Here is a 12,751-nt window from a genome sequence, read left to right on the forward strand (position 1 = left end):
CCATGACGACCGCCGGAAAAGCTCTATCCTCCAAGACTAAAGTAGCCCTTCTATCCACAGGGCATCTGGTGAACGACGTACACACGGCGTTTCTCGACACCTTCTTGCCCTATCTGGTCAAGAATCTGGGTCTGTCCTACGCCCAGGCCGGTATACTGACGTCCCTATCAGGGGTGATCCACACGGTTTTTCAGCCGATAATGGGTCACGTGGCGGACAGACACACCAGGCCCTGGCCCATAATGTTCGGTCCCATAGCGGCGGCTCTGGGGGCATCCATGATACCTCTTTCGACCTCGTACGCCATGGCTCTGGCCATGGTGACTTTGTGGGGGATAGGGGCTGCCACCTTCCACCCTCAGGGACAGGGCTCTCTGGGATACGTGGCTCCTCCGTCGGAGCTGGCCTTCGCCATCTCCCTCTTCGGGCTGGGAGGCATGTCCGGAGGTACCATCAGCTCAATCTATGCCATAGCCCTCTATCGCTACTTTCCCCACTGGGCGATGCCTGTGATAGCGGTTATTCCACCTCTTATACTGGCGGCGGTCTACTACAGAACAATGCCCAGGATAAGGGACAGATCTCCCGAGGAAGACGGCGACGACGTCGGCATGATAAGAAACCTATCCTCCGTGTTCCGCCGGATATATCCAATATGGGCCGTGACCATCCTGAGAGAATGTTCCCAAAAGGGAGTCCGTTTTCTCCTTCCCCTTCTGATAGTGTCGGAGGGAGGCTCGATCACCAAGGTGGGGACTTTTCTGTTCTTCCTGTCCCTCACCGCGTCGATACTGCCTCTGATAGCGGCGAGGATAGCCATGGAGGTCGGAAACGTAAAGATCGTCAAGATAATAATCCCTCTGGCCTCCACCTTTTTGGTGATAGGATGGGCTACAGAGGGCTTTCTGTCCCTGGCTATGATAGTTATAGGAGGAGCGTCTATAACGGCCTGCAATCCCGCCACAGACGCCATGGCTCAGGAGCTGGCTCCCGACAAAAGAAGCACCGCCAGCTCTCTCATGATGGGCTTCTCCTTCGGACTGGCAGGAGTGGCCATGGCCCCTCTGGGATGGTTCACCGACGCTGCGGGACTCCGAGCCGCCCTGGGTATCGTGGCATTTCTGCCCTTTCTGTCCCTTCCGGTGATGTACCTGTTGTGGCCAAAAAAGGGACTTATCCGATAGGATAGGAGAGAAGGAGGTTTCGATATGTCTCTTATGGAGATAATAGGACCGGTCATGATAGGGCCGTCCTCGAGCCACACCGCCGGGGCGGCCAAACTGGGAAACGTGGCCAGAAGATTATGGGGCGGAGACATAAAGGAGGCCACCCTTTACCTCAGGGGCAGCTTCGCCGCTACCTACTGGGGTCACGGCACAGACAGGGCCCTGGTAGGGGGACTTATGGGATGGCATCCCGACGACGACAGAATACCCAGAGCCTTCGAGATAGCATCTGAATCGGGCATGATATACCACTTCAAGGAGGAGTTCGTGGACGGAGCCCACCCCAACTCGGTCCGCTTCGTCCTCTCCGACGGAGATAGGACCATGGAGATGGTGGGGGCCTCCATAGGTGGAGGCTCGGTGAGAATCCAGGAGATAGACGGGTTTCCGGTGGACATAGACGGAGAGCTTCCGACCCTGGTGATATTCCACAGAGACAAACCGGGGGTGATGGCGTCCATAACGTCCGAGCTGTTCAGGATGAAGCTGAACATAGCCCAGATGACCCTCAAGAGAAAGGCACGGGGAAAGGATGCCATGGTGTTCATAGAGATGGACGGAGCCCTGGACGAGGAATCCCTGAAGAGCCTGGAGGGCTTTCATCACGCCTATACCAGGATGTTCCTGCTTCCCCCGGCCAGAGAGGAGATCGAATAATGAGGTCCTTCAGCGAGATGCTGGCCTACATGGAGGAAAACGGGGTTAACCTTCTGGAGGCCATACTGGAGAACGAAGCGGCGGAGCTCGAGTGTTCCACCGACCATGTGCTCCAGGGAATGGCGGACAGGCTGGAAACCATGAGACGGTCCATGGACGATGGCACCAGAAAGGAGATGCACCCCAAGATAGTGGAGCTCGACGCCCCCAAGATGAGACGCTACCGCATGGAGAGAGATCCCCTGTCGGGATCCATATCGGCCAGAGCGTCGGAGATAGCCCTGTCCATAAGCACCTGCAACTCCTCCATGGGCAGGGTGGTGGCGGCCCCTACAGCCGGAAGCTGCGGAATGCTCCCGGGAGTTCTTTTCTCCTGGGAGGAGCATCAAAACCCCGAGGGGAACCTTCTATCCGAGGGACTGACCGTGGCGGCCTTCATAGGTCAGATAATAGCCGAGAGGGCTACACTGGCCGGGGCCGAGGGAGGCTGTCAGGCCGAGTGCGGTGCCGCAGGGGCCATGGCTGCCGGAGCCCTGGTCTGGATGGAGGGAGGATCGGCGGACCAGGTATTCCAGGCCGCCGCTCTGACTCTGAAATCCATACTGGGACTGGTATGCGATCCTGTGGCGGGGCTGGTGGAGGTTCCCTGCATAAAGAGAAACGGCATGCTCGTGTCTTTGGCCTTCATAGCGGCCGACATGGCTCTGGCCGGTATAAGGTCGGTGATACCGGCCGACGAGGTAGTGGACTCCCTCTACGAGGTCGGGCGATCCCTGCCTCCCAGCCTGAGAGAGACCGGCAGAGGCGGGGTGGCAGCCACATCTACAGGAAAGGCCATAACGGCAAAACTTAGAGAATCCGCGCCCTCCCTGGAGGGATGATGAGGAAAGGATGGTTCCATGACCTACAGAGATTGGTTCCCAAGCGGAAAAGGCGACTGGTTCGGACAGGGTGACGGAGGAGGGGAAGGCGAAGGAGGAAACATGCCTCCCAAGTTCAACTTTCCTCTGAACAAAACCCTTACGATAACCCTGGTAATCCTGGGCCTCGGTCTGTTTTTGGTACAGGCCTCGGCGGGACTTCTGACCGATTACTACTGGTATCAAGCCCGAGGACTGACCTCGGTGTTCTGGATGAGGATACTGCCCCAATGGGCCCTCTTCGGGGTGGCCTTCGTCCTCTCGCTTATAGCTCTGTCCGGATCTCTGAGGCTCGCCAAAAAGAGAGCCGCCGATATTCCCCTTCCGGACGAGATCGCACGGATGCTGCCACTGAGGGCCCCCTTCGCCGGACTGATAATACTGGCGGCGGCGGTGCTGCTCGCCCTGATGTCGGCAAACGGCGTGAGGGACCAATGGGAGGTGGCGTTGAAGTTCATCAACGGAACCCCCTTCGGCACCTCGGACCCCATCTTCGGGAAGGACGTCGGCTTCTACGTCTTCACTCTGCCGTTTCTGAGACTGTTCCAGACCTGGCTGATGCAGCTGCTGTTCCTCTGTCTCGCAGGGGCGGCGGCCATATACGTCCTAACCCTCCTTCCCAAGATACAGCTTGAGCGGCGGGCCGACGTACCAAAGCCGGTAAGGGCCCATCTACTGATACTTGCGGCAATGATGGCCCTTAACTGGTCCTTCGGATATTGGCTGGAGAGGTTCAATCTGCTCTACTCGCCCAGAGGGGTGGCTTTCGGTGCCAGCTACACCGACATACACGCCGACCTGCTGGCCCTCAACGTCATGACCGCCCTGTCCGCCATAGTGGCGGTTCTTTTGGTCATAGGAATAGCCAGGAAAACCTGGAAATTCTCGGCGGCTGTGGTCGGAACCCTTTTCGTGGCAGGGTTCGTCCTCAGAGGCGTATACCCTAACATAATACAGAAATACGTGGTCGTGCCCAACGAGTTCACCAAGGAAAAACCCTACATAGAGAACAACATAAAGGCCACCAACGAGGCCTACGACCTGAACGACCTCACCATAATGGAGGTGGAACCGGGAGAAAGGGTAACCGAAAAAAACCTGGAGGCAGACCCAGACACACTGAGAAACGTACGTCTATGGGAGTACAGCCCTCTTCTCAGAAGCTACAAACAGCTTCAGGAGATAAGGAGCTACTACGACTTCCTCAACGCCGACATAGACCGCTATTCGGTTGACGGCCGAATAAGACAGGTGATGATAGCCGCCAGGGAGATCAACCTGAGGGAACTTCAAAACCCGACCTGGACAAACACCAAGCTGGAGTTCACCCACGGCTACGGAATCGTCATGAACCCGGTCAACGAGGTCAGCGTAAGCGGCCAGCCCATATTGTGGGTGAAGGACCTTCCTCCGGCGATGTCCATCCCCCTGTCCATAGATAGACCTCAGATATATTACGGGGAGACTCCGGAGAATTACGCCTTCGTCAACACCACGGTAGAGGAGTTCGACTATCCTATGGGAAACGCCAACGCCAGGACCGTATATAGCGGTCTGGGAGGGGTGCCTATGGGATCGATGTGGAGAAGGCTCATCTACGCCCTCGATTTCAACGATTCGAAGATAATATTCTCCAACGTCTTCACACCGGACAGCAAGATTATGTACAAGAGAAACATCCAGGGAAGGCTGAGAGAGGTGGCTCCGTTCCTGATGTACGACGGAGATCCCTATATGGCGGTTATAGACGGCAGGCTTCTCTGGATACAGGACTGCTACACCGCCACAGCGGACTATCCCTACTCCGAACCGGTACTGATAGGAACCGGAAGAGGGCGGTCCAGGATCAACTACATAAGAAACAGCGTCAAGGCCACTGTGGACGCCTACGACGGCACCATGACCTTCTACGTGATGAACGAGAACGACCCCCTTATAGATACCTGGAGAAAGATATTCCCCGACCTCTTCACCGACGGATCGAAGATGCCAGCGGAGGTAAAAGAACACATCAGGTACCCCAAGGGGCTCTTCTCAATACAGAGCGAGATATACAGGACATACCACATGAAAAACCCCAACACCTTCTACAACAAGGAGGACGTCTGGGAGACCATGAGGGACGGCGACGACAGGACGACGATGGACTCGTATTACCTAATGATGAAACTTGCGGGAGAGCAGGAGACCGAGTTCGCTATAATATCCCCCTTCATGCCTGTGGGGAAGAATAACCTCATAGCCTGGCTGGCAGGAAGGTCCGACGGAGATAACTACGGGGAGCTCTTGGTCTACAAGTTCCCGAAACAGAAGTTGATCTACGGACCGACCCAGGTAAATGCCCTGGTGGACCAGACCCCGGAGATATCGGCTCAGCTCTCCCTCTGGACCCAGAGGGGATCGGACGTCATAAGGGGTAACATGCTGGTCATACCGATAGACAACTCTCTTCTCTACGTCCAGCCACTGTACCTGAAGGCAGATAGGGGAGACCTGCCGGAACTCAAAAGGGTAATAGTCTCCACCGGCGGCAGAGTCGCTTGGGCAGAGGACTTCGGAACAGCCCTGTCCAAGCTGCTGGGACTCTCCGCCCCGCCCGAGATGATTCCATCCCTCAAAACTGAGACGGGAGTGGGTATGGACATACACCAACTGGCCGAAAGGGCCCAGGAAGCCTGGGAGGAATCCCAGAAGGCCCTTCAAGGAGGGGACTGGTCGTCCTACGGAGATTGGATGAAAGAGCTTGAAAAGGCCATAAGGCAGATGACCGACATGGCCGATACAGCCGAGTAGAAACGGTAAAGGATATTTTAGGCAAATAACTTTCGGCAGCCCCTTGAGAAAAAGTTCGAAAGAGGGTATGCTGTTCGAGGTAGATCAAGTTTTTCTCCATACCAACAACCTCCAGACCGACGACGGCGGACCATATGGTCCGCCGTCGTCGGTCTGTTTTTTAGAGATGCCCTCTAGGCTTTCGATACCGCTTCCGCCATGTTGGCCCCCAGCTTATGAGCCTCCTCCAGGTCCTTACGATCGGGACGGCTCAATACCTCCACCTCCGGCTCCACCTTGGTCCAGCAGCTCTGCTCGGCGAAGGCCCTCATAGGCTTCATCGCGGCACCCTTGCTCCAGGTATAGGAGCCGCATATTCCTACGAAACGGCCGGATACCTTTTTGCCCTCCACTATGTCCATGAAGTGCTTTATCTTAGGGAACACACCTCCGTTGTAGCTGCACCCCACGAGGATCAACCCCCTGCACCGCCACAGATCCCTGACCAGCTCGGAAAGATCCGCCGTGGCGGAGTTTCTGACGGTAACGTCGGTGATGCCTCCGGAGTGAACTCCCTCGGCCACCGCCTCGGCAAGCCGGGCGGTGTTGCCGTACATGGATCCGTAGACCACCAACACCGCCCGGTCCGTCTCGTTCCGGGCCATTTTTTCGTAGAAGTCTATTATATAGTCCGGGTCTTTCCTGTAGACCGGTCCATGAGAGGGACACACTATGGCTATATCCAGCTTCATGTCCCTTATCTTGTTCAGTGCCTTCATCACGAAGGACGAGTATTTGCCCACTATGTTGGCGTAGTAGCGATAGGTTTCGTCCCTGTAGGAGTCGAGCTCCAACTGGTCGTCGAACACCCCTCCGTCCAGAGCTCCGAAGCTGCCGAAGGCGTCGCAGGAGAAAAGAGCCTTGGTGGATGTATCGTAGCTCACCATGGTTTCCGGCCAGTGGACCATGGGGATGAGGGCGAAGGTCAGCTTATGGTCTCCCAGGTCCAGAACGTCTCCGTCCTTCACCTCCAGGAAGTTGGGCAGAGGCCCGTAGAACTGGGTCAAGAACTTCAGGGTCTTGTCGTTTCCGACCACAGTTATGTCCGGGAAAGCCTGGACCATGACCTCCACCGCCCCGGAGTGGTCCGGTTCAACGTGGTTGACTATCATGTAGTCTACTGTCCTGTCCGGACCGAGGATTGCCTTGAGATTCTCCACGTACTGAGGATAGAAATCGGCCTTGACCCCGTCGATGACCGCCACCTTCTCGTCCGCCACCATGTAGGAGTTATAGGATATCCCCCGATTTAGAGGCCATAGGGCCTCGAAAAGATCGGTGGTCCTGTCGTTGACCCCGACCCACCAGGTTTTATCGGCTATCTGAACAGGTCCCTTCATTCCGCATCGCCTCCCTAATTTTTTAATCAACTCTCGACGGGCCTGAGTCCGCCGTCCCTATCGACGGTAAACTTTTCTACTATGGACTGGAGGTGCTCCATCGACTCGGCCAGAGACTCGGCTTCCTCGGCCACCCTCTCCGCCGCCTTGGTGGTCCTTTCCGTGGCGTCCTGAATGGAGTTCATCGACTCGACCGATTCCATGGTGGAGTCTGTGACCGACTGTATGGCGGAGGTCATCTCCTCGCTGGAGGCGGCCTGTTCCTCCGCTACCGCCGCGAGGTTCTGTATGGCCTCGTTGACGTTCTTCATCTGGGACATGGCCTTCTGAAGCTGTTCCTCGGCTTCCTTGGCCTCTTTCACAGCCTCGGACAGAATCGAACCGGTGTTCTCCGTCGCATAGATGGACCTCTTGGAGGTCTCCTGAAGTCCTTCTATGAGGTCGCCTATCTCCTTGGCAGACGCTCCGGATTCTTCCGCCAGCTTGCGGACCTCCTCCGCTACGACCGCGAATCCCCTTCCGGCGTCTCCGGCCCTGGCGGCCTCTATGGCGGCGTTGAGGGCCAACAGGTTCGTCTGGTCCGCTATGCCGGTGATGGTGGCCACGAATCCCGATATGGACTCGACCGCCTCGGCAAGCTCTCTGATGTTATCTATGCTGCGGGAGGACTGATCTCCGGCCTTCTCCATCCTGTCTATGGTGTGAAGCACCTTCTTCACGGCGTTTTCAGTCTCGGATATGCCCTTCTCCGAGGCCTCGGCCCCGCTGGAGGCGTCCTGTGCGGACTGCTGGGCCCCGGAGGCCACCTCCTCGACCGAGGCGTTGCTCTCCTGAAGAGCCGCCGAGTTACCCTCGGCTATGGTGAGCATCCTCTCCAGGGAGGTATTTACCTCCTCCATGGAGGAGGTGACCTGCTGTATCATGGAGGACATGGCCTCGGAACGCCGTGCCGTGGCCTCTGTCTGGTCCACCACGTTCTTGATCGTGCCCCTCATGCTCTCTGCCATGCCGGCCATGGCGTGAGCCAGCTGGACCACCTCGTCTCGACCCTTTATTATTATATCCTCCCTGCGGAAGGTCAGGTCTCCGTCCTCGATCCTTTTGGCCACACCGAGCATCCTCTTGAGAGGAGCGGTGATGCTCCTGGAGAGGAGGATCGTCAAGACCACGGCCAGTACCAATATTACCAGAGAGGATATACCTACCGCCGAGGCGAGTCCCTTTAGGTTCGCCAATGCCTCGGAAACGGGAGCGGAGGCCACCACCACCAGTCCGTTGGACAGTGTATCGAAGGCCACAAGTCTGTCCGTTCCTCCGAAAAAGATGGTATTTATACCTCTTTTATTCTCCATCATGGTCCTGTACATGGGGGCTATCTCGCCCTGGTCCACGTCGGCCATGACCGGTCCGTCTATGGTCAAGGTTGGATGGGATAGAAAACGTCCATCGTCGTCTATCATGTAGACGTAACCTGTATCCAGGACCTTCCTGCTCTTTAGGGCATCATCTATAAAAGAGAAATCCAGAGACATCCCTATGACTGCGACCTTCTTGCCGTTCATCTCGACGGCCATATCGTAGTCGATCCTCTTCTCTCCGTTCTCGTCCACGTAGACCTCGGACCAGACGGGGTTGTCGGACCCGATAGCGGAACGGAACCATTTGGTTTTTTCGTCGGAGGGGTTCTTAAGATCCTCTAACGTGAAGTTCTGATCCATCACGGGCTGGAGAACGCCGTCTTTTTTGGTAAACCACACTTTCTGGACCGACGTAAGGTCCGGAAATACCTCGGGGTTGAACACTATGTAGATGTCCCTGACCTCGTCTATCTGCTCGGCCAGACGCCCCACGAAAGAGGTGTTCTGAGAGGCGAACTGATAGAAATAGATCTCCCCGCTCATGGAGGCCAGATCGACGTTGAAGGTCGAGAGGATGGCCGCCTTAAGGGCCAGAAGCTCGCCGTTGAACTCGTTGAACTTGCCCTCTATGAACTCGCCGTTTTTCAAGACTACCTCCTGACAGTAGTCCTCCGAGGAGCTCACCAGTGCCACCTTGCTTCTCCAATAAGACAGACCTGCCACAAGGGACGTCGTTCCCAACAGCAGGACCACCACGAACACGGTGATCTTGGTCCCTATAGTTTTGAAACCCATAATTCGATCTCCCTCCGTAAAACTCAGTTTGGATCCAGTGTAACACATAGGATTACTGCCTTGTATATTCCGTCTACCTAAGGAAACCTCTAAAAACTCATGTTCGAGTTTCCTCTTAGATATCGTTTCGGCGAAGCCCGTTCGAGCCCGTATTCCCGACCTGCCGTCGTGTAGTACGGATGGGGCGACAGGACGTCGCCCCAAGCCGAGGGGGCACAGGACGTGCCCTCCAAGGCGGTCCGTACGAAACAGGCAGGTCGGGAATACGTTTGGGCGAGACAGGGCGGAGCCGAAACGACCTCTACGAGAATTGGCATTTTTAGATATGCCCTATTTGATTCCATCCAGTTTCGTCATGTATAATTTTAAAAGATAACGACAACTATCAACTATGCGGCACGATCTCGGGGTGGTAACAGAATGGACAAAAAGATTAAAAGGAGCTTATCGATGCTGTTTATAGCGGCGTCGATAGTGGTCGTAGTCCTATCCCTGTTGAAGCTCGAGCTTCAGGGAGAGTTCTTGGAAGTAGACATATCCGATAGCTTCGCACGGCCCGCCTCCGCATTAGAGGACACAAGGGCAGAAACCCCGTCCATCCCGGGCTCAAATATACTCAGAGAATCCGCCACAGCCTGTCGGACCATAGCGCTGTCCGCCGCCGAGGAATCTACGGCTCTGGCATCCTATATAGTCTCTCAGAACAGTAGGATTTCCCCTTCCGTGGCTATGGAGGAGGCCGTAGCCTTCCTCAGATACAGCAGCCTTTACGGTGTGCCTCTGGATATAGCGGTAGCGGTGGCAAACACGGAGAGCCATTTCAAGCCTCAGGCCAAGAGCTCCCACGGTTCCCTGGGAGTTATGCAGGTTACCTGGAGGGTACACAAAGACCTGCTATCGCCCTACGGATTCAACTCCGCCGACGACCTCCACGATCCATCCCTTGGAATAAAGGCGGGGTGTATACTGTTGTCCAGATATATCCAGTCAAACAGCGATCTCAAGACCGCCCTGGGAAGATATTACGGCGGCTCTCCCGAGGTATACTGGAGAAGGATATCCAGAAACCTCCGCAGGTACAGAAAGTTCGAGGAAAACCGCCGAAAATAGACCGTATCACTCCATCCAGAACAGATCGATAACCGAATCATCCGGCCTCTTCGACCATAGACTGACCAGGACGAAGGCTACCAGACCTACTAGCAATGTCGGTATTATGACGTTCATGCCCATGAAGTTTTTCATGGTGGAGGCCATCGTTATGTAGGTAAATACCCCTGTAACCATCGAGGCCAGAGCTCCCTTTCCGTTAGCCCTTTTCCAGTAGAGTCCCAAAACCAGAGGCCACAGAAAGGCTGCCTGCATTCCCCCGAAGGCGAAGATATTTATCCACACTATAAGCTCAGGAGGCCTGAAAGCCGCCAGCAAGACCACCGTTCCTATCATGGCAGTGGCAGCAAGGCTCATTATGCGGACCTTTTTTATTCCTCTTTCGGAGCTCACCGATTCGGGAGAGACGTAGTTCACGTATATGTCCTTCACTATGGTGGCAGAGGCCAGTATAAGCTGGGAGTCTATCGTCGACATGACTCCCGCCAGAGGTCCTGCCAGGAATATCCCAGCCACCACAGGAGGCAGTACCTTCAGAGACAATATAGGCATTATAGTATCTCCAACCTCTATCCCCGGCACCACGGCCCGACCGAGGGCCCCGCAGAGGTGCATCCCCAGCATTACGAAGGCCAAGACGAAGGTCCCTATCACCATGGCCCCGTGCATGGATCTCGAATCCCTGTAGCCCATACATCTTACGGCAGTGTGAGGCAGACCGACCACTCCGAGACAGACCAGAACCCAAAAGGAAAGTATGAAGGGCTTGGATATGAATCCATCCGGCCCGTGAGGGGTTATAAGATCAGGATTTATGTCCCTTAAAGTAGCTACGACGTTCTCCATTCCTCCCCCCATGGAGACTATGCCGAAGAGCAAAGCCGTGGTTCCTACTATCATGACCACTCCCTGGAGAGCGTCGGTCAATGCCACCGCCCTAAAGCCACCAACCGTTGTATATGCTATTACCGTAACGGCAAATATAGCCAGTCCTGTGTTGTAGGACAGACCGGTCATTCCCTGGAAGAGCCTGGCCCCCCCTATGAACTGGGCGGTCATGGCCGCCACGAAAAAAGCCAGCAAACTGACCGATCCTGCTATAACCACAGCTGGGCTCTCGTATCTGGCCCTGAAAACGTCGTTGACCGTGACAGCCCCTATTCTCCTGGCGACTATGGCGAACTTTTTTCCCAGAACTCCAAGGGTCAGCCAGGCTGTAGGGACCTGGATCATGGCTAAAAGCACCCAGCCGAGACCCATTTTATAGGCAACTCCCGGACCTCCTATGAAACTGCTTGCACTGGTATAGGTAGCCACCAACGTCATGGCCAGGACGAAGCCTCCCATTCCACGGCTCCCTATAAAATACTCTTCCATAAAATCATCCGATCTCGACAGCCTCTTGTTGCAGTAGACCGCCATAACGTATATGCCTATTAAATAGAGGGCCACAGGGACGATCACGGAGACGTTAATCCCTTCCATCGTCTTCCTCCTTCGGAGATAGACTGACTTCCTTGAACAGGAGGTTAACCATGGCCCAGGCTATGAAGCAGAATAGAAAGGGCCCCAAAACACAGCTGAAGAAAAACCACCCTGGAAACCCCATAAAATAATGGTAGTTTTCCGGACCGGAATCGGTACCGTGATAGGCAAAACCATACCACCACATGAAGTAAAGAACGGTGAGGACCAGCGAACAGATAGCCTCGAAACGAGCCGTCTTGAACCTTCTATCCTCATGTTTCCCGGGAAACATATCTATTTACCCCCTATTATCCAAAAAGGATCGTCCGGATCCTTGATCCTGTAGATTTTTCCCTTTACACGGTCCCAGCAATACGGTCCGTTGGATCTAGGGGTTCCCCAGTTATCGAGAAACTGCATTTCCTCGGACAGTGCCCTATCGAAGGATATATATCCCCTTACAGGCGACGCCGTGGGAAGATGTCCCCAGGTCCTTAAAGGACTCCAGTCGCCTACGAGGCCGATGGAGAAAGCTATTTCCTCTATAACAGGGGCCATCTCCTCCGGTGGGTTTACTATGTAGAGATATCTCCCTCTGGGAGAGGACGCCATGGACTCCAGAAGCAGTCCGGCCAGTCCCATACCGTCTTCCATATGGGGCAAACAGGTCAGAGCCACGTAAAATCCGTCCAGCGCCATCAATACACGAGGGATCTCCCGGGGCATAACGAACCCTGAGACTTCCTCCCATCTCGAAGGATCTCCATCAGGAAAAACCCTGTCTATTATCGCCATTGCCGCAGAGCATCGGCTTCTTTCGTCTCCGGTCCACAGCATCCTCCAAAGACCGAGTTCATCCATATCTGGAGCCTCCGATACAAGCCTAGCCCTGAGAGGTCCGGCACTCTCCATAGCGGAGTTTCTGAAAAGCATGGACTCCACCATCTTGTCGAACCTATCTCCGTAATCTCCCTCGTAAGAGAAGGATATAGACGACATAGACATAAAAAACAATACAAAAACGGAGAAAACAAAACGAATCATTA

10 protein-coding genes are annotated in these 12,751 nt (G+C 55.1%); 5 read left to right on the plus strand and 5 right to left on the minus strand.

Annotated features, from left to right (window positions below):
- The first annotated feature begins 2 nt into the window (after positions 1-2).
- The 4 genes from L2W48_RS02995 to L2W48_RS03010 are packed head-to-tail and all read left to right on the plus strand — an operon-like array spanning position 3 to position 5,596.
- Complete coding sequence (locus L2W48_RS02995) at positions 3-1,184, plus strand: MFS transporter (protein ID WP_236099113.1); 1,182 nt, start codon at positions 3-5, stop codon at positions 1,182-1,184.
- A 24-nt stretch (positions 1,185-1,208) separates the two neighbouring features.
- Positions 1,209-1,883, plus strand: coding sequence for an L-serine ammonia-lyase, iron-sulfur-dependent subunit beta (sdaAB, locus tag L2W48_RS03000; RefSeq protein ID WP_005660064.1), 675 nt, complete (start codon positions 1,209-1,211; stop codon positions 1,881-1,883).
- Positions 1,883-2,764, plus strand: coding sequence for an L-serine ammonia-lyase, iron-sulfur-dependent, subunit alpha (sdaAA, locus tag L2W48_RS03005; protein WP_236099114.1), 882 nt, complete (start codon positions 1,883-1,885; stop codon positions 2,762-2,764). Before sdaAB ends, sdaAA begins: the two co-directional genes overlap by 1 nt.
- 18 nt (positions 2,765-2,782) lie before the next feature.
- A complete protein-coding gene (locus L2W48_RS03010; protein ID WP_236099115.1) occupies positions 2,783-5,596 on the plus strand; it encodes a UPF0182 family membrane protein in 2,814 nt (937 codons plus the stop codon).
- 173 nt (positions 5,597-5,769) lie between these two features.
- Here L2W48_RS03010 and L2W48_RS03015 read toward each other — a convergent pair whose 3' ends face one another.
- Positions 5,770-6,975, minus strand: coding sequence for an FprA family A-type flavoprotein (locus tag L2W48_RS03015; protein ID WP_236099257.1), 1,206 nt, complete (start codon positions 6,973-6,975; stop codon positions 5,770-5,772).
- A gap of 26 nt (positions 6,976-7,001) precedes the next feature.
- A complete protein-coding gene (locus L2W48_RS03020) occupies positions 7,002-9,128 on the minus strand; it encodes a methyl-accepting chemotaxis protein (RefSeq protein WP_236099256.1) in 2,127 nt (708 codons plus the stop codon).
- A 450-nt stretch (positions 9,129-9,578) separates the two neighbouring features.
- Here L2W48_RS03020 and L2W48_RS03025 point away from each other — a divergent pair, with 450 nt between their 5' ends.
- On the plus strand, positions 9,579-10,238 hold the full coding sequence (locus L2W48_RS03025; RefSeq protein WP_005660069.1) for a transglycosylase SLT domain-containing protein: 660 nt from the start codon (positions 9,579-9,581) through the stop codon (positions 10,236-10,238).
- A gap of 6 nt (positions 10,239-10,244) precedes the next feature.
- Here L2W48_RS03025 and panF read toward each other — a convergent pair whose 3' ends face one another.
- From panF to L2W48_RS03040, 3 genes are read right to left on the minus strand one after another with little or no spacing between them, the layout of a single operon-like run.
- The gene (gene panF / locus L2W48_RS03030; RefSeq protein WP_236099255.1) at positions 10,245-11,723 is read right to left on the minus strand and encodes a sodium/pantothenate symporter; all 1,479 of its coding nucleotides are present in this window, start codon (positions 11,721-11,723) and stop codon (positions 10,245-10,247) included.
- Positions 11,710-11,997: a YhdT family protein gene (locus L2W48_RS03035; protein WP_236099254.1), complete on the minus strand. Its 288-nt coding sequence runs from the start codon at positions 11,995-11,997 to the stop codon at positions 11,710-11,712. The genes panF and L2W48_RS03035 overlap by 14 nt, the downstream gene beginning before the upstream one ends.
- A 2-nt stretch (positions 11,998-11,999) precedes the next feature.
- Complete coding sequence (locus L2W48_RS03040) at positions 12,000-12,749, minus strand: hypothetical protein (protein WP_005660073.1); 750 nt, start codon at positions 12,747-12,749, stop codon at positions 12,000-12,002.
- Positions 12,750-12,751 lie beyond the last annotated feature (2 nt).

The organism is Dethiosulfovibrio russensis (assembly GCF_021568855.1).
Lineage (GTDB): Bacteria > Synergistota > Synergistia > Synergistales > Dethiosulfovibrionaceae > Dethiosulfovibrio > Dethiosulfovibrio russensis.

What these genes read in the sequence shown, in the direction of transcription:
- L2W48_RS03035 (WP_236099254.1), bottom strand. Translation starts at nt 11,997, where the DNA reads ATGTTTCCCGGGAAACATGAGGATAGAAGGTTCAAGACGGCTCGTTTC.
- L2W48_RS03025 (WP_005660069.1), top strand. Translation starts at nt 9,579, where the DNA reads ATGCTGTTTATAGCGGCGTCGATAGTGGTCGTAGTCCTATCCCTGTTG.
- L2W48_RS03010 (WP_236099115.1), top strand. Translation starts at nt 2,783, where the DNA reads ATGACCTACAGAGATTGGTTCCCAAGCGGAAAAGGCGACTGGTTCGGA.
- sdaAA (WP_236099114.1), top strand. Translation starts at nt 1,883, where the DNA reads ATGAGGTCCTTCAGCGAGATGCTGGCCTACATGGAGGAAAACGGGGTT.
- L2W48_RS03040 (WP_005660073.1), bottom strand. Translation starts at nt 12,749, where the DNA reads ATGATTCGTTTTGTTTTCTCCGTTTTTGTATTGTTTTTTATGTCTATG.
- sdaAB (WP_005660064.1), top strand. Translation starts at nt 1,209, where the DNA reads ATGTCTCTTATGGAGATAATAGGACCGGTCATGATAGGGCCGTCCTCG.
- L2W48_RS03020 (WP_236099256.1), bottom strand. Translation starts at nt 9,128, where the DNA reads ATGGGTTTCAAAACTATAGGGACCAAGATCACCGTGTTCGTGGTGGTC.
- L2W48_RS02995 (WP_236099113.1), top strand. Translation starts at nt 3, where the DNA reads ATGACGACCGCCGGAAAAGCTCTATCCTCCAAGACTAAAGTAGCCCTT.
- L2W48_RS03015 (WP_236099257.1), bottom strand. Translation starts at nt 6,975, where the DNA reads ATGAAGGGACCTGTTCAGATAGCCGATAAAACCTGGTGGGTCGGGGTC.
- panF (WP_236099255.1), bottom strand. Translation starts at nt 11,723, where the DNA reads ATGGAAGGGATTAACGTCTCCGTGATCGTCCCTGTGGCCCTCTATTTA.